The 19,726-nt window shown below is 70.6% G+C and carries 18 protein-coding genes; 9 read left to right on the forward strand and 9 right to left on the reverse strand.

The features are described 5' to 3' along the window. Positions 1-171: 171 nt before the first annotated feature. Together H504_RS42795 and H504_RS40765 are read left to right on the forward strand one after the other, a co-directional pair. Positions 172-417 carry a hypothetical protein gene (locus H504_RS42795; protein WP_051385425.1) on the forward strand — a complete coding sequence of 82 codons (246 nt, stop codon included), beginning with the start codon at positions 172-174 and terminating at the stop codon, positions 415-417. A 127-nt stretch (positions 418-544) separates the two neighbouring features. Then, positions 545-1,114 (forward strand): hypothetical protein, encoded by a 570-nt coding sequence (locus tag H504_RS40765; RefSeq protein WP_026421560.1) that lies wholly within the window; start codon positions 545-547, stop codon positions 1,112-1,114. Positions 1,115-1,180: 66 nt separating this feature from the next. Here H504_RS40765 and H504_RS0103005 read toward each other — a convergent pair whose 3' ends face one another. Beyond that, positions 1,181-1,567: a VOC family protein gene (locus H504_RS0103005; RefSeq protein ID WP_026421561.1), complete on the reverse strand. Its 387-nt coding sequence runs from the start codon at positions 1,565-1,567 to the stop codon at positions 1,181-1,183. Between the two features lie 18 nt (positions 1,568-1,585). Beyond that, a complete protein-coding gene (locus H504_RS0103010; RefSeq protein WP_169735308.1) occupies positions 1,586-3,247 on the reverse strand; it encodes a fumarate hydratase in 1,662 nt (553 codons plus the stop codon). Positions 3,248-3,532: 285 nt separating this feature from the next. Between H504_RS0103010 and H504_RS33020 the strand changes: the two genes are divergently transcribed. Then, positions 3,533-3,964 (forward strand): transcriptional regulator, encoded by a 432-nt coding sequence (locus tag H504_RS33020; protein ID WP_051385426.1) that lies wholly within the window; start codon positions 3,533-3,535, stop codon positions 3,962-3,964. Between the two features lie 245 nt (positions 3,965-4,209). Here H504_RS33020 and H504_RS0103020 read toward each other — a convergent pair whose 3' ends face one another. From H504_RS0103020 to H504_RS33025, 4 genes are all read right to left on the reverse strand, one after another. Beyond that, a complete protein-coding gene (locus H504_RS0103020; protein WP_026421563.1) occupies positions 4,210-5,187 on the reverse strand; it encodes a sigma-70 family RNA polymerase sigma factor in 978 nt (325 codons plus the stop codon). Positions 5,188-5,468: 281 nt separating this feature from the next. Continuing rightward, a complete protein-coding gene (dtd, locus tag H504_RS0103025; protein ID WP_026421564.1) occupies positions 5,469-5,894 on the reverse strand; it encodes a D-aminoacyl-tRNA deacylase in 426 nt (141 codons plus the stop codon). Beyond that, entirely contained in the window at positions 5,891-7,396 is a 1,506-nt protein-coding gene (locus H504_RS0103030) for a DUF7782 domain-containing protein (protein ID WP_026421565.1), read from the reverse strand. The genes dtd and H504_RS0103030 overlap by 4 nt, the downstream gene beginning before the upstream one ends. A gap of 43 nt (positions 7,397-7,439) precedes the next feature. Next, on the reverse strand, positions 7,440-7,943 hold the full coding sequence (locus tag H504_RS33025; RefSeq protein ID WP_051385427.1) for a class I SAM-dependent methyltransferase: 504 nt from the start codon (positions 7,941-7,943) through the stop codon (positions 7,440-7,442). A gap of 81 nt (positions 7,944-8,024) precedes the next feature. Between H504_RS33025 and H504_RS0103040 the strand changes: the two genes are divergently transcribed. Then, on the forward strand, positions 8,025-8,372 hold the full coding sequence (locus tag H504_RS0103040) for a DUF3099 domain-containing protein (RefSeq protein ID WP_051385433.1): 348 nt from the start codon (positions 8,025-8,027) through the stop codon (positions 8,370-8,372). On the opposite strand, the gene H504_RS0103045 is transcribed toward H504_RS0103040, so the two are convergent. Then, the gene (locus H504_RS0103045; protein WP_026421567.1) at positions 8,347-9,213 is read right to left on the reverse strand and encodes a carbohydrate kinase family protein; all 867 of its coding nucleotides are present in this window, start codon (positions 9,211-9,213) and stop codon (positions 8,347-8,349) included. The two genes, H504_RS0103040 and H504_RS0103045, sit on opposite strands and share 26 nt — an antisense overlap. Positions 9,214-9,308: 95 nt before the next feature. On the opposite strand from H504_RS0103045, the gene H504_RS0103050 reads away from it, so the two are divergent. Genes H504_RS0103050 through H504_RS0103060 form a run of 3 tightly spaced genes read left to right on the forward strand, consistent with a single transcriptional unit; the run spans position 9,309 to position 11,861 of the window. After that, the gene (locus H504_RS0103050) at positions 9,309-10,109 is read left to right on the forward strand and encodes an ABC transporter permease (RefSeq protein ID WP_026421568.1); all 801 of its coding nucleotides are present in this window, start codon (positions 9,309-9,311) and stop codon (positions 10,107-10,109) included. Then, on the forward strand, positions 10,102-10,908 hold the full coding sequence (locus H504_RS0103055) for an ABC transporter permease (protein ID WP_026421569.1): 807 nt from the start codon (positions 10,102-10,104) through the stop codon (positions 10,906-10,908). Before H504_RS0103050 ends, H504_RS0103055 begins: the two co-directional genes overlap by 8 nt. Further along, positions 10,905-11,861, forward strand: coding sequence for an ABC transporter ATP-binding protein (locus H504_RS0103060; protein WP_157440167.1), 957 nt, complete (start codon positions 10,905-10,907; stop codon positions 11,859-11,861). Before H504_RS0103055 ends, H504_RS0103060 begins: the two co-directional genes overlap by 4 nt. On the opposite strand, the gene H504_RS0103065 is transcribed toward H504_RS0103060, so the two are convergent. Next, a complete protein-coding gene (locus tag H504_RS0103065) occupies positions 11,843-12,757 on the reverse strand; it encodes a pseudouridine-5'-phosphate glycosidase (RefSeq protein ID WP_026421571.1) in 915 nt (304 codons plus the stop codon). The genes H504_RS0103060 and H504_RS0103065 overlap by 19 nt on opposite strands. A gap of 41 nt (positions 12,758-12,798) precedes the next feature. Further along, the gene (locus H504_RS0103070; protein WP_026421572.1) at positions 12,799-14,532 is read right to left on the reverse strand and encodes a DEAD/DEAH box helicase; all 1,734 of its coding nucleotides are present in this window, start codon (positions 14,530-14,532) and stop codon (positions 12,799-12,801) included. Between the two features lie 287 nt (positions 14,533-14,819). Between H504_RS0103070 and H504_RS33030 the strand changes: the two genes are divergently transcribed. Further along, entirely contained in the window at positions 14,820-15,893 is a 1,074-nt protein-coding gene (locus H504_RS33030; protein ID WP_245614049.1) for a YihY/virulence factor BrkB family protein, read from the forward strand. A 198-nt stretch (positions 15,894-16,091) separates the two neighbouring features. Continuing rightward, complete coding sequence (locus tag H504_RS0103080; RefSeq protein WP_026421573.1) at positions 16,092-19,196, forward strand: efflux RND transporter permease subunit; 3,105 nt, start codon at positions 16,092-16,094, stop codon at positions 19,194-19,196. Positions 19,197-19,726: the final 530 nt, after the last annotated feature.

The raw sequence follows: 19,726 nt of genomic DNA on the forward strand, positions 1-19,726 counted from the left end.
GTGATGACCGCTTGCGCCGGACAGACGGCTGTTCCCGCACCGATGACGCCCCCGTCGACCGCGGGATCGGCCCAGCCTGATCGCCAGCCTGCCCGAACACCGCCCGAAAGGGGTGGCCAGGTCCCGGCCGCCCAGATCGATGCCACGGGGTTGGCCCCGGGGTATCCCGCGGTGGTGTGGACGGAGGGTGGTGGTAGCGACGTTGGCGTTGTCGCCCAGGAGGGTGGCTGCGGCAAGGCCAGTGCCGAGGTCGGCGACCAGGGTCCCGCGCGCGTCGTGCTGACCCTGGTGGAGACCCGGCCCGCGCGGCCGCGGATGTGCACGATGGACATCCGGTACCCGAGGCTCTCGGTGCGGTTGGACCAGCCGTTGGGCGACCGGCGGGTGGTTCTGCGCAGCGAGCAGCGGACGGCCTGAGCAGGCAGGACGGACATCCTCCCCCGGGTGCCCCGGTCGGTCTTGCCCCGCCGACCGGGGCACCGCTTTGCCTGGACGGTCGAGAGGTCGGTGCAACCGCGCGGTCGTCGGCTACCGTCCTGGGGCTATGAAGACCACTCTGTCCACGGCCGTCTCGGCCCTGGCCCTGCTCCTGCTCGCGGGCTGCGGCGGTACGGCCGACCAGGCCAACCAGGCGCCCACCCCGGGCAGCACCCAGCCCGGTTCGGCCACCACCGCCGGGGGCTCGGCCGCCCCCACCGGGTCCGCCGCCCCGCAGACCGGGCCCGCCCCCACCAAGGCCGCCGTCCCGCAGGTCGGGGTGGCACCCGACGGCAAGGTCACCGTGCCCGCCGGGTTCCGCGAGCTGCCCGCCACCCAGGTCGACGCCAAGGCGCTGCCCGACACGTACAAGGAACGCCGGGTGTGGGCGTCCCAGGACGGCAAGCAGTTGCAACTGATCGGCCTGGCGAACGACTCCTGCGCGGGGGTCGACGCCCAGCTCGCCGAGCAGACCGACTCGGCGCTGACCGTCGTGCTGACCCCGATGACCTCGCCCCAGGGCGGCACCGAGGGCGGCAAGATGTGCGCCACCGTGGTCACGCCGCGGCCGGTGGAGGTTCCGCTCGACCAGCCGGTGGGTGACCGCAAGGTCGTCGTCACCGCCGCCAACCAGTAACGACCGACTGTCCCGAGGTCGGGGCAAGCGCCCTGCCTGCCCCGACCCCTAAAAGCCCGGACAGCCTCAGCCGGGCAGGCCGCCGTAGGGGACGGTGATCGCCTCCAGGGCGTGGCCGTCCGGGTCGAGGAAGTACACGCCGCGCCCGCCGTCGTGGGTGTTGATCTCATTCGGGCGGCGCCGGTGCGGGTCGGCCCAGTGGACCAGACCGCGCTCGGTGATCTTGCGGTGGATCTCGTCGAACTCGTCCTCGCCGACCAGGAACGCCAGGTGCTGCACCGGGAAGTCGACATCGGCGTCGGCGTAGTCGAGCGTCACACCGTTGTCCAACTGGACGGCCACGAACGGGCCGGACACCTTCGGGGCGGGGCGGCCGAGGATCTCGGCCAGGAACGCGGCAGAGGCGTGCTTGTCCTTCGCGAGGACGATGGTGTGGTTGAACTGGACAGCCATGATCGTTCCCTCCTCGGTTCAGCGCCGGAAGGTCACCTGCAGGGTCGGCTGCGCGGTTCCGGCGAAGAAGTCGTTGCCCTTGTCGTCGACGACGATGAAGGCGGGGAAGTCCTCGACCTCGATGCGCCACACCGCTTCCATGCCCAGTTCGGCGTACTCCAGGACGTCGACCTTCTTGATGCAGTCCTGCGCCAGCCGGGCCGCCGGGCCGCCGATCGAGCCGAGGTAGAAACCGCCGTGCGCGGCGCACGCCTCGGTCACCTGCTTGGACCGGTTCCCCTTGGCCAGCATGACGAGCGAGCCGCCCGCCGCCTGGAACTGGGCCACATAGGAGTCCATCCGACCCGCGGTGGTCGGGCCGAACGAACCGGACGCGTAGCCCTCCGGGGTCTTGGCCGGACCGGCGTAGTACACCGGGTGGTCGCGCAGGTACTGGGGCATCGGCTCGCCCGCGTCCAGCCGTTCCTTGATCTTGGCGTGCGCGATGTCGCGGGCCACCACCAGCGGACCGGTCAGCGACAGCCGCGTCTTCACCGGGAGCGCGGCGAGTGTGCCGCGGATCTCGTCCATCGGGCGGGTCAGGTCGATCTTGACGACCTCGTCGGACAGGTCGTCCCCGGTGACCTCCGGCAGGAAGCGCGCCGGGTCCCGCTCCAACTGCTCCAGGAACACCCCGTCCGGGGTGATCTTCGCCTTGGCCTGCCGGTCGGCCGAACAGGACACCGCGATGCCGACCGGGCAGGACGCGCCGTGCCGGGGCAGCCGGATCACCCGCACGTCGTGGCAGAAGTACTTGCCGCCGAACTGCGCGCCGATGCCGAACTCGCGGGTCATCGCCAGCACCTGCTGCTCCAGGTCGACGTCGCGGAACGCGTGCCCCAGCGCCGATCCCGCGGTCGGCAGGGTGTCCAGGTACCGCGCGGAGGCCAGCTTCGCGACCTTCAGGTTCTGCTCGGCCGACAACCCGCCCACCACGACCGCCAGGTGGTACGGCGGGCAGGCCGCGGTGCCCAGGCCGCGCAGCTTCTCGTCCAGGAAAGCCGCCAGCCGCTTGGGGTTCAGCACGGCCTTGGTCTCCTGGTACAGGAACGTCTTGTTCGCCGACCCGCCGCCCTTGGCCATGAACAGGAACTCGTACACCGGGTCGGTGCCGGGCTTGGTGTTGATGTCGATCTGCGCGGGCAGGTTCGTCCCGGTGTTCTTCTCGTCCCAGAACGAGACCGGCGCCATCTGCGAGTACCGCAGGTTCAGCTCCTGGTAGGCCTCGAAGACGCCACGGGACAGGGCTTCCTCGTCGGTCCCGCCGGTGAGGACGGTCTCGGTCCGCTTGCCCATGACGATCGCGGTCCCGGTGTCCTGGCACATCGGCAGCACGCCGCCCGCGGCGATGCAGGCGTTGCGCAGCAGGTCCATCGCGACGAACCGGTCGTTCCCGCTGGCCTCGGGGTCGTCCACGATCGACCGCAACTGCGCCAGGTGCGACGACCGCAGCAGGTGCTGGATGTCCTTGACCGCCTCCTTGGCCAGCGCGGTGAGCGCGGCCGGGTCGATCTCCAGGAACCGCCGCCCCGCGGCGTCGACCACCCGCACCCCCTCGGCGCTGACCAGCCGGTACTCGGTGGTGTGGTCCGGCCCGAGCGGCAGGACGTCGGTGTAGTCGAAGTTCGTGGTGGTGGTCACGATGTGCGGGCTCCCTCACGCGCGTCCGGATTCAGCAGAACCTACTCCTCGGCCGGGCCCCCGCCAGGCGATCGGACTGTGACATTCCCTCCCCCCAGTGACCCCCTCAGCCCCGCTCAGGTCCGCCCGGTCTCGGTCCCCGGTGTGGCCGAGGTGGGCTTCAAGCGAGAAAAAGGGATGATTAAACCCCTTGATTGGATTGAATTAATACCACGAAGCCGGCGGATTTCCGGAAACGGCAACCGCTATTGTTTGGGCCTGCTGCCGAGCGCGGAGGAGTTTCACGTGGCGGGCGTTACCGGGGATTACGCGGCGGTGGCGCGGGTCATCCAGCAGCGGCTGGTCGCCCTCGGCATGAGCCAGGCGACGCTGATCGAGCGGTCCAGTGTGTCCAAGGCCGTCGTCGGCGAACTGCAGCACAACAAAGTGCAGCGCAGTCGCTCGGAGAACATCCTGCGCGCCATCGCCGAGGTGCTCGACCTGCACACGAACCACCTGATCGACGTGGCGCAGGGCAGGGCGCCGCAGCCGGTGGACGAGCCGTCGGCCCGCTCGGCGGACGACGTCGCGGGCAGGCTGGACGTGTTGGACTACCGCACCGCCGAGATCCTCAAACTGGTCCGTGAACTGCGCGAACACACCCTCGGCCGGGTCGACGTGAACTTCCCGGAGCGGACGACCGAGCAGGGTCCGCGGCCGAGCCGCGACTCGGAGTGACCGTGCGGGCCGCGGTCTGCCGGGCCTCGCGGCAGTCGGCTTCGACGTGCCGGAAGGCCGGGGCGGCCCCCGGCCGTCCCGACCTCCCGCCGCGGGCGGCGCAGGACCCGGGAACCGGGAGCTGCGCCGCGTGGTTCAGGGGATGTGTGCTGACCACGCTGCCGTGACTGGGGTCACATGTCAACGCCGCCGTCCGTGTGACATCGGTCGGCGGCGTCGAACCTCCCCAGGGGCTGCCCGGCTGGTCAGCTCGCGTACGCGCGCAGCTTCTCGGCCCGCTCGCCCTGGCGCAGCTTGGACATGACCTCGCGCTCGATCTGGCGGACCCGCTCCCGGGACAGCCCGAACCGCTTGCCGATCTGGTCGAGGGTGCGCGGCTGGCCGTCGTCGAGGCCGTAGCGCAGCCGGATCACCGACTGCTCCCGCTCGTCCAGGGTGGCCAGCACCCGGCGCATGTCGTCCTGCAGCAGACCGGAGATCACCGCGCTCTCCGCGTCGGTGGCCTCGCCGTCCTCGATGAAGTCGCCGAGCGGGGCGTCCTCCTCGGCGCCGACCGGCATGTCCAGGCTCACCGGGTCGCGGGCGTGGTCGAGCAGGTCGGCGACCTTCTGCGGGGTCAGCCCGGCCTCCTTGGCCAGCTCGTCCTTGGTGGCCTCCCGGCCGAGCTGCTGGTGCAGGTCGCGCTTGATCCTGGCCAGCTTGTTCACCTGCTCGACCAGGTGGACCGGCAGCCGGATGGTGCGGCCCTGGTCGGCCATGCCGCGGGTGATCGCCTGCCGGATCCACCACGTGGCGTAGGTGGAGAACTTGAAGCCCTTGGTGTAGTCGAACTTCTCCACCGCGCGGATCAGGCCGAGGTTGCCCTCCTGGATCAGGTCCAGCAGCGGCATGCCGCGCCCGGTGTAGCGCTTGGCCAACGAGACCACCAACCGCAGGTTCGCCTCCAGCAGGTGGTTCTTCGCCACGTTGCCGTCCGAGACGATGGCCCGCAGCTCGGCCCGGCGGGCGGGGGACAGGTGGGGGGAGGACTCGAGCATGTGGTGCGCGAAGACCCCCGCCTCGATGCGCTTGGCCAGCTCCACCTCCTGCGCGGCGGTGAGCAGGGCGGTGCGCCCGATGCCGTTGAGGTACACCCGCACGAGGTCGGCGGCGGGCCCCTGCGCGTCCAGATCGGCCGACTCGTAGGTGAGCTCTTGGGGCTCGCGCTGCTGCGGGACCGTCATGGTGCTCCCTCCCCCTGTAGGTGGTTCTGCTCGTGGAACGTGGCGGGGAGTGGATTCGTTCCCGTGCCTCCCCCCTGTGATGACGTCACCCCGCGGTCGGGAGTTGCTCAGGTTTACCTGAGCTTTCGCTGAGAAGACCGGTGTCGCTCACAAACCCACCGTGGCAGCACGGGATCTTGTGTCACATCAACCGGAAGGTGGAGTATTCGCGTCCACCCGGTGGGGGACACGACCGTCCACCGGCGACGGCGGGCAGGCGGTTGTCGCCAGGGTTCCCGCTGTCAGAGGTCGATCAGAACGGTGCAGGGGCCGTCGTTCACGCTCGCCACCGCCATGTCCGCGCCGAACCTGCCGGTGGCCACCCTGGCGCCCCTGGCGCGGAGTTCGGCCACCACGGCGTCGATCAGCGGCTCGGCGTGGTCCGGTCGGGCGGCCGCCGTCCACGATGGCCGCCTGCCCTTCCGGGTGTCCCCGTACAGTGTGAATTGGCTCACCACCAGTAGCGGGGCGCCGGTGGTCGCGCAGGACTCCTCGCCTGCCAGCACACGCAGTTCATGCAGTTTCCTGGCCATCGTCGGGGCCTTGTCGGCGGTGTCGTCCACATGCACCCCGAGCAGTACGAGCAAACCCGGCTCGTCGATCTCGCCGACCGTCTCGCCCGCGACCACCACCCCGGCCCGGGTTACCCGGGCCACGACCGCCCTCAAACCAGCTCCTTCGGCAGCAGCATCCCGTGCGTGACGAGGTCGGCCACCACCGGCAGCGCGGCGTGGACGACGGCGTCCGCGGGCAGGCCGTGGCCCGCCGCCAGCAGCGCGAGCAGGTCGCCCAGCGGGACCTGGCCGCGGCACCCGGCCAGCAGCGCGGTCACCAACTCGTCGGTCTCCTGTTGCCAGCCTGGGCCGTCGGTGCGGTGCAACCTGCGCACCAGCTCCGCCCAGCCGTCCGCGCCCGGCTCGGACACCCGCTCCAGCACCACGGTGGACGGCACCGCGAACTCGGTCGCCAGCAGCCGGGCCGGGTCGGCGTTGGCGCGCAGCCAGGCCACCCGGTCCAGCCACGCCCCCGTCTCCGGGCCCAGCGGGTCGTCGTAGGCGTGCCGCAGGTCCTCGCAGGCCACCTCGGTGTCGCTGTCGGTCGCGCGCAGCGTGACGAAGCCGAACCCGACGCCAACCACGTCGTTCGCCTCGAACCAGTCCAGCCAGGCCGCCGCCTTGGCCGACCCCTCCGCCGACCGCGGGTCGATCCCGGCGTCGCGCAGCCAGGTCCCCACGTACATCGCGGGCTCGGCCACGTCGCGCTGCACGAACCAGGCGTCCACGCCCTCGTCCGGCAGCCACCCGGTGACCCGGTCCGCCCAGTCCTCGCCGCGCCGGTGCAGCCAGGACGCCAGCAACTGGCCGACCCCGCCCGGCGCCAACACCCCGGGCAGCCCGCGCACGACCAGCGCGCTCGCGTCGTCACCGGCCAGCCCGGAGTCCCGGTAGACGTAGTCGACCCGCGGCGGCCCCACCACGAACGGCGGGTTGCACACCACCTGGTCGAACCGCCGACCCCCGACCGGCTCGAACCAGGACCCGCGCGCGGTCTCCACGTCGAGCCCGTTGAGCCGGAACGTCGCCGACGCCAGCGCCAGGCAGCGCTCGGACAGGTCGGTCGCGGTGATCCGGCCCGCGTGCCTGCTCGCGTGCAGCGCCTGCACACCGCAGCCGGTGCCCAGGTCGAGCAGCGTGCCCACCGGCCTGCGCACGGTCGCCCTGGCCAGGCTCAGCGAGGCGTGCCCGATGCCGAGCACGTGGTCCGCGCCCACCGGCCCGCCCGCCTGGTCGGCGTCCAGGTCCGCCACGACCCACCAGGAGGCCCCGTCGTCTCCGTCATCGCCGTACGGGCGCAGGTCGAGCCCGGCCCGCGCGCTGTCCCCGTCGAGCCGGACCAGTCCGGCGGCCGCCGCCTCCTCGATGTCCACACCGCGCAGCGCGGCCACGGCCTGCGCGCGGGGGACCGCGTCGCCGACCAGGAACATGCGGATGAGCGTCGCCAGCGGTCCACCACCGGCGGTCGACCGCCGCGCTGGCTCCGGTTCGCCCCGGCCCAGCGCCGCGTGCGCCTGGTTGCCCAGGGCGGCCACCACACCGTCCGCGTCGTACCCGACCACCCGCAACGCGTCGGCCAACCGCGCGCAGAACTCGTCCGAGAATTGGGGAAGCACGCCGCGAATGCTCGCACGGCGCACCGACACCGCGCCGGACGGCTCAGACGCGGGTGATCAGGTGGAAGTGGCCGGGCAGCCGGTACCTGGCGACGATCTCCGCGCCGAGGTCCACCGCCGCGTCCCGCGCCTGGGCGGCCGACGGCAGCGGGCCGAGCAGCGACAGCAGGCCACCGCAGCGCAGCGGCGCGGTCACCGCGCGCAGCAACGCGGCCGGGTCCTCGGCGTAGTGCAGCAACTCGTGGCAGAGCACCACGTCGAAATCGGCGGCCAGGAACAGGTCCGGGGCGTCCTCGGCCGCCGCCTGCACGACGTTCACCGTCACACCGCGCACGTAGGCGTGGGCGAGCGCGTCGGCCAGCATCGCGCCCGCCGGGTCGAGGATGGTCACCTCGTGGCCCAGCGCGGCCAGCGGCACCCCGTCCTCGCCCCGGCCACCGGCCACGTCCAACACCCTCGCGCGGGTGGTGAGGTGGCGGACCAGGTTGGCCCCGGCCAGGCGGTGGCGGGTGGACGCGCCGAACCCCTCGACCGCGAATCCCGTCATAACCCACCTTCTTACCGGCAACTGGGGGATTCTTTGCCCAGGTCTACCCGGATGGCGCAGTTGGCACTCCGAGGTGACAAGATGGCAGGCGGAGGTGGTGTCGTGAAGGGCTCCGAGCGGGACGACACCCCGGTTCTGATCACCGAGGCCGAGCCGTCGTACGACGAACAGTTCGCCGCGCGCAAGCGCAAGTACATGATCATGATGGGTCTGCGGTTGCCCTGCCTGCTGCTGGCCGGGCTCACCTACCAGATCCCCTGGCTGGCGCTGGGTTTCGTGGCGTTGTCGGTTCCGCTGCCGTGGGCGGCGGTGCTCATCGCCAACGACCGGCCGCCGCGCAAGTCCGAGCAGGTCAACCGCTACCAGCGCGAGGCGAAAGCGATCGAGTCGACCGACCGCCAGGTCATCGATTCCGATCCCCGGGAGTAGCGGGCTGCGCGCCGGTCCTGGCCACCGCGAGCGCACTCGCGGCGACCCCGGCGCGCAGGACGTCCCGTGGTCGGGCGCCGGCGAGCCAGGCTTTCAGCGCGCCCGCGTTGAACGCGTCACCGGCACCCGTGGTGTCAACGCACTCGGTTGCGGCAGCGGGTTCTTCCACCTTCTGCGTGCTGTCGACCCAGTACGCCCCCTGTGCACCTCTTGTCACCGCCGCCGCACCAACCGCGGTCAGCACATGCCGCTCGCCCAGAGCGATGTACTCGTTGTGGTTCGGCAGCAACAGGTCCACGCCGCGCAGGATTTCGCGGAAGGCGTCCGCGTCGTCGATCAGCGAGGCCGATTGCGGATCCACCGACGTGGTAAGACCGGCCGCGCGGGCAGCGGTGAGGATGTCGACTCCTGCTCGCCGAGTCGCGCTGTCCAGCAGGACATAACCGGACAGGTGCAGGTGTTTCGCGCCGTCCAGGGCCGGTAGGTCTGTCGAGCGCAGCAGGGCGTTGGCACCGCGGTCGGGGAACATCGTGCGTTGCCCGGTGGCGTCGACGAGCAGGACAACGCAACCGGTGGCAGCGGACTCGTCGACCGTGAACGCGCAGTGCACACCGTGGGCGGATAGCTCTGCCTTTGCGTGGGCGGCGGCAGCGTCCCCACCAACGCGGGACACCAGGGTGACCGACTCGCCGAGGTGAGCGAGCCAGGCCGCCGCGTTGGCCGCCGCGCCGCCCGACCGCAACGAGGTCTTGGCGAGGGTGTCGTCGCCCCACGCGATGTGGCCGTCGTGCCGGACCACGATGTCCAGTGCGGTGTCGCCCACGACAACGACGCTGCTCATCGGCCGCCTCCGTTAAACAACTCGCATCAACCGGGCTCTTGCGGTAAGAACATCCCCCGCACAGTCTGCGGCAACCACCCCCGAGGAGCCTTGTGATGGCGCATGCCCAGGTAGCCCTGGTGGCGGCCGGGTTTCGCCGCTACTCGACCTACCGCCAGGCCACCGTCGCCGGGGCGTTCACCAACACCGTGTTCGGCTTCCTGCGCTGCTACATCCTGCTCAGCGTCGCCGCCACGGCGGGCGGCTCGGTCGCCGGGTACGACGGGCCGCAGTTGGTCAGCTACGTCTGGATCGGGCAGGGCGTGCTGGCCGTCGTCAACGCCTGGGTGATGCTGGACCTGGCCGAGCGGGTGCGCACCGGCGACGTGGTCGCCGACCTGCTCCGCCCGATCGATCCACTGTGGACATATCTGTGCACCGACCTCGGCCGGTCCGGGTTCGCCATGCTGACCCGGTTCGTCGGCCCGGTGCTGGTCGGCGCGCTCGCCTTCGGCCTCTACGTGCCCGCGAACCCGCTGACCTACCTGCTGGCGCCGCTGTCGATCCTGTTCGCGGTGGTCGTCGGGTTCGCCTGCCGGTACCTGATCGGCCTGTCCGCGTTCTGGACGCTCGACATCCGGGGCACGTCGATGTTGTGGGTGTTCCTGTCCGGTTTCGCGGGTGGGCTCTACTTCCCGCTGGCCATCCTCCCGGAGTGGTTGAAGACCACGTTGTGGGTGGCCACCCCGTTCCCCGCGCTGATGCAGGCGCCGCTGGACGTCCTGGTCGAGCGCGGTGGGGTGCCCAACATGCTGCTGGTGTGCGCGAGCCAGGCGACGTGGTGCGCCGTGACGTTGTTCGCCTGCAAGCGGGTCCAGGCCAGGGCGATGCGGAAGTTGGTGCTCCAAGGTGGCTGAGAGCCCTTTCGGCGTCTACGCGCGCATCGTGCGGGCCCAGGTCCGCAGCCAGGTCCAGTACCGCGCCTCCTTCCTGCTGGAGGTGTTCGGCAGCATGGCGACCAACGCGCTGGACATCGCTTCCGTCTTCGTCCTGTTCTCCGTCGCCGGTGGCCTCGGCGGGTTCAGCGGCACAGAGGTCATGCTCATGGCGGCATTGTCGGCCGGCGCGTTCGCCACGGCGGACATGGTGGTCGGCAACGTCGACAAGCTGCGCGAATACGTGCGTTCCGGCCTGTTCGACTCGCTGCTGCTGCGACCGCTGTCGTCACTGGCCCAACTGGCGGCGCTCACGTTCGCGTTGCGCCGTAGCGGTCGGGCGTTGCAGGGGATGGTGTTCTACGTCGTCGCGTTGTGCGTGGCCGACATCCACTGGACGGTGGGCCGGGTGCTCTGCGCGGTCTTCGCGCCGATCTCCGGGACGGTGTTCTTCATCAGCCTGTTCGTGGCGGGGGCGTCGGTCGCGTTCTGGTGGATCGAGTCCGGCGAGATCGCCAACGCCTTCACCTACGGCGGCCGCGACTTCACCGCCTACCCGAACAACATGTACGGCGGCTGGTTCCGGGACTTCTTCACCCTGGGCATCGGATTCGGCTTCGTCGCGTACTTCCCCGCTCTTGCGCTACTCGGCAAGTCCGACCCGTTGGGTCTACCGGACTGGCTGCTGTGGTTCTCACCTGTCGTCGCCGTCATCGCCGCCTGTCTCGCCTCGCTGCTCTGGCGGGTCGGGGTCCGGCACTACCGGAGCACCGGATCATGATCATCTCAGCGCGCGGGCTGCGCAAGGACTTCACCGTCCACCGCAAGGTCGGCCGGTTCCGCCGGGAGCGCACCGTGGTGTCCGCTGTGGACGGTGTGGACCTCACCGTCGAACGCGGCGAGATGGTGGGCTACATCGGGCCCAACGGCGCCGGTAAGTCCACCACGTTGAAGATGTTGACCGGTGTGCTCAGCCCCAGTGGTGGGGAGGTCCAGGTGTGTGGGCTGGAGCCGGTGGCCAAACGGACAACGTTGGCCAAGCGCATCGGCGTCGTCTTCGGGCAGCGCTCACAACTCTGGTGGGATCTACCCCTTGGCGAGTCGTTCTCACTACTACGGCACATCTACCGGGTCCCCGAGACTGACCACACAGCCCGGCTCAAACAGTGCACCGAACTGCTTGCCCTGGACGAGTTCATCCACACGCCCGTCCGGCAACTCTCCTTGGGGCAACGGATGCGCGGCGAACTCACGGCCGCGTTGTTGCACGGGCCGGAAGTCCTGTTCCTCGACGAGCCCACCATCGGTCTGGACGTGCTGAGCAAACAAGCCGTGCGCACCTTCCTCTCGGAGCTCGACACACGCGGGGACACCACGGTGGTTCTAACAACGCACGACCTCGCGGACATCGAAAAGCTATGCCGCCGTTTGGTGGTCATCGACCACGGCAAGGTCGTGCACGATGGCACCGTGGACGAGCTGCACAGCCGATACCGCTCACGCCGCACCATCGTCGCCGACCTGGAACTCCCCTGGCCCGACGGGCTCACCCTGCCCGGAGCCGTGGTCACCGCGGTGGAAGCCGAAGGTCGACGGGTGACCCTCACACTCGATGGCACCGCGGCCGGTGAGGTCGTCGCGGCTCTTGCCAAAGCGGTCCCACTACGGGACCTCTCGGTGCAAGAGCCCGACATCGAAGACGTGATCGCCCGGCTCTACCGCGACGACAACTGAACCGCGACCTCCGCCGCCACCCGCGCGTTGTCCGCGACCAGCTCGGTGTTCGCCGCCAGGCTCGACCCGGCGCTCCCGCTGTGGAAGTGCTCCAGCAGCGCCGGGGTGACGTCCTTGCCCCGGATGTCGCGTTCCCGCAGCAGCGCCATGCCCTCGTCGAGCAGCCGGTCGTGCAGCGCCCGGTCGAGCTCGTACTCGGCCGGGACGGGGTTCACCATCAACACCCCGGACCCGGACACCTCGCCGTGCGCGCTGATGACCTCGGCCGCGTCGACCGCGTTGTCCACCCGCCACGGCACCCGGTGGGCCGACTCGCGCAGGTAGAACGCGGGGAAGTGGTCGGTGCGGTAGCCGAGGACGGGAACCGACCGGGTCTCCAGCACCTCCACGGTCGCCGCGATGTCCAGGATCGACTTCACCCCCGAGCAGACCACGGTCACCGGCGTGTTCGCCAGCACGTCAAGGTCGGCGGACACGTCCCAGGTCACGGTGCCGGACGGGACCGACAGGTGCACCCCGCCGAGCCCACCGGTCGCGAACACCCGGATCCCGGCCTTGTGCGCCAAGGTGGCCGTGCTCGCCACCGTCGTCGCCCCGTCCCGCCGCATGGCGATCGCGGCCCCCAGGTCGCGCAGCGAGAGCTTCGCCAGACCGGGCGAGCAGACCCGCTCCAGCTCGCCGATCCCCAACCCGACCCGCGGCACCCCGTCCAGCACGGCGATCGTCGCGGGCACCGCCCCCGCCGCCCGGATCACCTTCTCCAACCGGACCCCGACCTCGAAGCTCCGCCCCGGCGGCAACCCGTGCGCCAGCAGCGTGCTCTCCAGGGCGACCACCCCCCGCCCCTCACCCAGGGCGGTGGCGACCTCGTCGGCGATAACCAGGTGTGCGCTCACACCCCCATCATTGGCAAACCCGGTCGGAAGGGCCAGTCCGGTCACCATGACCGCAGGGTCGCGATGCGTTCCTCGAGCTGTTCGACCGTGGCCAGCGCGGTCGGGGGGCCACCGCAGGCGCGGCGGAGTTCGCCGTGGATCATGCCGTGGGGTTTGCCGGTGCGGTGGTGAGCCATGCCGACCAGGGCGTTCAGCTCTTTGCGCAGCGTCGCCAGCCGTTCCTGAACCGACTGCGGGCGGGCTATCGGAGCGGGCTCCGGCTCCTTGTCCGCGGCCCTCTTGGACCGGTCGGCCAGTTGCTGGTCTTGGCGCTGTCGCAACAGGGCGCGTACCTGGTCCGGTTCCAACAGGCCCGGTAGGCCCAGGTATTCCTCTTCCTCCGCCGTCCCCGCCATCGCCGTTGTGCCGAAGGAGGAGCCGTCGAAGATGACCTGGTCGAGCTCGGCGGAGGCTCCCAGCGCGGTGAACGCCTTCTCCTCTTCGCCCAGCTCGTCCTTGGTGCGGTTGGCGTCGGCGACGAGCTCGTCGTCCCACCCCTCCTTTTCCCGGTGCGGCTTGCCGAGGACGTGGTCACGCTCCGCCTCGAGCTGGCTCGCCAGGTCCAGCAGCACCGGGACCGACGGCACGAACACGCTCGCCGTCTCCCCGGGGCGTCTGGCACGCACGTAACGGCCGATGGCCTGGGCGAAGAACAACGGGGTCGACGCGCTGGTCGCGTACACGCCCACGGCGAGCCGGGGCACGTCCACACCCTCGCTCACCATGCGGACCGCCACCAGCCAGCGGGAGTCGGAGTCGGTGAACTCCTGGATGCGGCCGGACGCCTTCGGGTCGTCGGACAGGACCAGGGTCGGCGCCTCGCCGGTCGCCGTCTCCAGGATCTTCGCGTACGCCTTCGCCGACACGTGGTCGGACGCGATGACCAGGCCACCCGCGTCCGGGACGTGCTGGCGCACCTGCGTCAACCGGGTGTCGGCCGCCCCCAGCACCGACGGGATCCACTCGCCGGACGGGTCCAGCGCGGTGCGCCACGCGCGGGCCGTCTGCTCCGCGGTCAACGGCTCGCCCAGCCGCGCGGTGAACTCCTCACCGGCGCTGGTCCGCCAGCTCGCTTCACCGGAGTACGCGAGGAAGATCACCGGCCGGACCACGCCGTCGCGCAGCGCGTCCGCATAGCCGTACGTGTGGTCGGCGCGGCTGCGCATGAACCCCTCGCCGTCCGGCTCGTACTCCACGAACGGGATCGGCGAGTCGTCGCTGCGGAACGGGGTCCCGGTGAGCGCCAGCCGCCGGGTCGCCGGGGTGAACGCCTCGCGGACGGCCTCACCCCAGCTCTTGGCGTCACCGCCGTGGTGGACCTCGTCCAGGATCACCAGCGTCTTGCGCTGCTCGGTGCGCACCCTGTGCAGGCTCGGGTGCGCCGCGACCTGCGCGTACGTCACCGCGACGCCGCGGAAGTCGCGCGAGGTCGCGCCCATCGAGTTGGTGAAGTTCGAGTCGATCGGGATGCCCGCCGCGGTCGCCGACGCCGCCCACTGGTGCTTGAGGTGCTCGGTCGGCGCCACGATGGTCAGGTACTCCACCGTCCGGTCCGCCAGCAGCTCGCTGGCCACCCGCAGCCCGAACACCGTCTTGCCCGCGCCCGGCGTCGCCACCGCGAGGAAGTCCTTCGGCCGCGCGGTCAGGTACCTGGTCAGCGCGCGCCGCTGCCAGGCCCGCAGCGGGCGGGCCGCCGACTGCGCCTGCGGCTCCGGTTGCACCTCGGCCCGGGTCACGGGATGCCCCAGCTCCTCTCCAGTCGCTCTGCCGTCCCGCCTGCCGGGCGGGCCATCGCCCGCCTGCACCGGCGCGGGACGCGGGCACGTCCTGGTCACCGGGGCTGCCGAGTCCCAGACATGCCGATGCCCCCAGCGGCGTGGCGCCACGTGGCGCCGGAACCCGGTTGAGGGCGACCGTGAGGATACCGCCCGACGGCCCAAGATCGCCGCAGCCCGCGACACGCCGGACGCGAACCGCCGCACGATCAAGCCGGACGCCCGGTCATGGACCATGCTGGGGTGGTATGACCGCGCAGCCAGGACCCCAGGACGGCCGCGACGGCAGCCCCGGTCCGCCGACGCCGCGCCGGGGGCCGTCCCGGCTGGTCGCGCGCACCCTGTCCAAGGCGTGGGGGGGCAACCTGTTCTCCGAGGCGGCCGAGGCGGCGTTCTGGCAGGTCCTGTCGCTGCCGCCGCTGCTGCTCGGTCTGCTCGGCAGCCTCGGTTTCGTCGCCGAGTGGTTCGGCCAGGACGTGGTCAACGCGGTCGAGTCGGACATCATCGACCTCTCCCGCAAGGCGTTCAGCGGGAACGTGGTGACGCAGATCATCCAGCCGACCGTGTCGGACATCCTGACCGTCGGGCGCGGCGAGATCGTCTCGGTGGGCTTCCTCATCTCGCTGTGGGCCGGGTCGTCGGCGATGTCGTCGTTCGTCGACGCGATCACCGTCGCACACGGTCAGTACGGGGTCCGACACGAGGTGTGGCAGCGGATCTTCGCGCTGCTGCTGTACATGGCCAGCCTGGTGCTGCTCATCATCGGGCTCCCGGTGCTCGCCCTCGGCCCGGACCTGCTGCCCAACCTGTTCCCGGTGTCGTGGCGGCCGACCATCACCACGTGGGTCGGCATCGCGTACTACCCGGTGGTCGCCATCCTGCTCGTCCTCGCGCTGGCCACCCTGTACAAGTTGGCGCTGCCGAGGAAACTGCCGTGGCACAGGGGCTTACCGGGCGCGGTACTGGCCATGGTCGTGTTCGTGCTGTCCAGCATCGGTTTGCGCCTCTATATCGGATGGATCACCACCACCGGTTACACCTACGGCGCCTTGGCGACACCGATCGCCTTCCTCCTCTTCGCGTTCTTCATCGGTCTCGCCGTGGTCATCGGCGCGTACTTCAACGCGGCGATCCAAGAGGTGTACCCGGCCAAGATGACCAAGCGGCAGCGCAGGCGTTGGCGGCGCCTGGAGATGGAGCGCGCCGCGGGCCGCGACCGCACCGGCGAGCACGACACGGGTGCCGATTCCGGCGGCGGTGGAACAGATCCGGCCGGTGAACACCAAGTGGACGGTGGGCGGCACGAGGAGCGGACGGACTGACCGCCCGGCGACGCCACCCGGTCGTGGGATCGGGACCGGACCCGGGCCAGGGTCATACTGGGGAATGACCACCGGCTCGGTCTCAGGGCTGAATCGGTTCTCAGGGTTGTTGTGCCAGGCTTTCCCCGATTCCACCGGTGAAGGGGCGTGTGCCGCGCTCGGGGGAGCCGGTGACCGTACTTCGAGGGGAACACGCAGATGTCCGTGCTGGCACGACTCAGCCTGGGCAATCGGGGCCTGGTTGGCCTGCTCAGCCTGATCATCATCGGCTTCGGCGCCATCGCGCTGCCGTCGCTGAAACAACAACTCCTGCCGTCGATCCAGCTACCCGGCGCCGTGGTCGTGGCCAGTTATCCCGGCGCGGCGCCGGACGTGGTGGACGACCAGATCGCCGAGCCGATCTCGTCGGCCGCGCGCGGCATCCAGGGTGTGGAGAAGATCACCACCCAGTCCGCGGAGAGCACGGCGACCGTGCAGGTCCAGTTCGTCTACGGCACGAACATGGACACCGCGGTCAGCCAGTTGCAGCAGGTGGTCAACCGGCTGCGCCCGCAGTTGCCGCAGAACGTCGAGCCGACCGTGTTGCAGGGCAGCACCGACGACATCCCGGTGGTGGTGCTCGCCGCGACCACCGGTGACGACGAGGTCGCCGCCGCCCAGCGGCTCAACGCCGAGGTCGTGCCGACGCTGCAGGCCATCGGCGGGGTGCGCGAGGCGACCGTCAGCGGTTCCCGCACCCAGCAGGTGACCGTCACCGTCGACTACGCGAAGCTGACCGCCGCCGGGGTCGAACCCACCGCGCTCGCCGGCACGCTGTCCGCCGCCGGTGCCACGGTTCCGGCCGGTTCGGTGGCCCAGGGGGACAAGTCGCTGACCGTCCAGGTCGGTGGCCCACTGACCAGTGTGGACGACCTGCGCACGCTCGTCCTTCCCGGGCAGGGCAAGCCGGTCACGCTCGGCGACGTCGCCACCGTCCAGTCCGGACTCGCGCCCGCCACCGTGATCACCCGCACCGACGGGAAGCCGACCCTGGGCGTGGTCGTCACCATGACCCGTGACGGCAACGCGGTCGAGATCTCCAAGGCGGTCAACGACAAGCTGGCCGACATGGGCCGCGCCGCGCAGACCACGCTGACCGTCGTGTACGCGCAGGGCCCCGAGGTGGAGAAGGCGATCTCCGGCCTGACCACCGAGGGCATGCTGGGCCTCGCCTTCGCCGTCCTGGTGATCCTGCTGTTCCTGCTGTCCATCCGCTCCACCCTGGTGACCGCGGTGTCCATCCCGCTGTCGGTCCTGGTGGCGCTACTGGTGATGTGGACCGGCAAGCTGTCGCTGAACATGCTCACCCTGGGCGCGCTCACCATCGCCATCGGGCGGGTGGTCGACGACGCGATCGTGGTGCTGGAGAACATCAAGCGGCACATGGAGTACGGCGAGGAGAAGCTGCGCGCGGTCCTCGACGGCACCAAGGAGGTCGCGGGCGCGGTCACCGCGTCCACCCTGACCACCGTCGCGGTCTTCCTGCCGATCGCGTTCGTCGGCGGTATCGCGGGCGAGCTGTTCGGCCCGTTCTCGCTCACTGTCACGGTCGCGCTCATCGCGTCGCTGCTGGTGTCGCTGACGGTGGTCCCGGTGCTGGCGTACTGGTTCCTCAAGCGCCCCACCGTGTCCGCCGACCCGGCCACCGCCGAGCGCGAGTTGCAGGCGGCACTGGACAAGGAGCGGCGTAGCCCGCTGCAGCGCATGTACGTGCCGGTGCTGCGGTTCGCGACCAAGCGCCGGTGGGTCACCCTGGTGGTGGCGCTGGTCATCTTCGTGCTGACCATGGGCTTGGCGTCCAAGCTGGAGACCAACTTCCTGGACGACAGCGGCGGCACCTCGGTCCGGATGACCCAGGAGTTGCCGCCGGGCACCAGCCTGACCGCCCGCGACGCGGCGGCCAAGAAGCTGGAGGCCGTGCTGGCCGCCACCCCGGAGATCGAGGTCTACCAGGTCACCGTCGGCACCGACAACTCCCTGGCGGGCTTCGGCGTCGGTGGCGGCGGCGACACGACCGTCGACGCCACGCTCAAGGAGAAGGCCGACAAGAACGCCGTCCTCAAGGGCGTCAAGGACCGGCTGGGCACCGACGCGGGCACCCTGGACACCGGCTCCGACTCGGCCACCGGCTCGTCCGGCTCGATCGAGGTCACCGTCACCGCCCCGGACGCCACCGGCCTCGCCGCGGCCGCCAAAACCGTGCAGGACACCATGGCGGGCACCCCCGGCCTGACCGACGTCACCAGCGACCTGGCCAAGAGCACCCCGCGGGTGTCGATCGTGGTCGACCAGAAGGCCGCCGCCGCCAAGGGCCTCAACGCGCAGACCGTCACCCAGCTCGCCACCCAGGCGCTGCACGGCACCCAGGTCGCCGAGCTGCCCATCGGCGGCACCCGCCAGGAGATCGTGCTGCGCACCGGCGCCGCCCCCACCGACGTCGCCGCCCTCAAGGCGCTGCCCCTGCCCAGCCCCACCGGCCGGGTCACCCTCGGCGACGTCGCCCAGGTCTCCACAGTGGACGGCGCCGTCCAGGTCACCCGCACCGACGGCGACCGCAGCACCACCCTCACCGCCAAGACCAGCTCCTCCGACCTCGGCGCCGTCACCAAGGACATGACCGACCGCTTGGACAAGGTCACACTGACCGGAGGCGCCCAGTACAAGATCGGCGGTGTCAGCGCCGACCAGGCCGACACCTTCGCCAACCTCGGCCTCGCCCTGCTCGCCGCGATCGCCATCGTCTTCCTGATCATGGTGGCCACGTTCCGCAGCCTGGTGCAGCCGCTGATCCTCCTGGTGTCCATCCCGTTCGCCGCGACCGGCGCCATCGGCCTCCTCCTGGCCACCGGCACCCCCCTCGGCCTACCGTCACTCATCGGCATGCTGATGCTGGTCGGCATCGTCGTCACCAACGCCATCGTGCTGATCGACCTCATCAACCAATACCGCGCCGACGGCATGTCCGTCCGCGACGCCGTCATCGAGGGCGGCCGCCGCCGCCTCCGCCCCATCCTGATGACCGCCGCCGCCACCATCTTCGCCCTCCTCCCCATGGCCTCCGGCGTCACCGGCGAAGGCGGCTTCATCGGCAAGCCCTTGGCCCTGGTCGTCATCGGCGGCCTGGTCAGCTCCACCCTGCTGACCCTCGTCCTAGTCCCCACCCTCTACACCATGGTCGAAAACTCCAAAGAACGCCGCCGCACCAAACGCGCCGCCAAACACGCCCCCCACCCCCACCCAGAACCAGAACTCCAGCGCGCCTAACCCCCAGACACACACACACAGAAAACGCCCGGCCAGAACACCCCCTGGCCGGGCGTTTCACAATCCACCCCCCCACCGACGAAGCACCACAACACACTTACCCCACGCGCCTCAAAACCCCCACCCTATCGACGAAGCGCCACCCCACCCCCCGCGCCCCAAACAAGCCAGCCCATATCGACGAAGCGCCACCCCACCCCACAGCGCCTCAAAACAAACTCGGCCCCCATCGATGAAGCGCCACCCTCCACCCCCACCCCACGCGCCTCAAAACAGACCCGACCCCCATCGACGAAGGCCGCCAACCCGCCCCGCGCGCCTCGAAACCCGCCGATGCCAACCGCCCGCTGGGGTGAAGTTGTTTTGTTTGGGGGGAGCGGTGGCCTAAGCCGGCAGGCGGGGAAGGCCACGGCTTTCCAGTGGCCCCGCCTTTTAGCCTTACCCAGGCTGCCGCTAGGGGCCCCAAACAAAACAACTTCACCCCAGCGGGCACAGCCCGCAAAATCTGGCGCCCGAGGCCGGCGTCGCCG

This window comes from Actinokineospora inagensis DSM 44258, assembly GCF_000482865.1.
GTDB classification, from domain to species: Bacteria; Actinomycetota; Actinomycetes; order Mycobacteriales; family Pseudonocardiaceae; genus Actinokineospora; species Actinokineospora inagensis.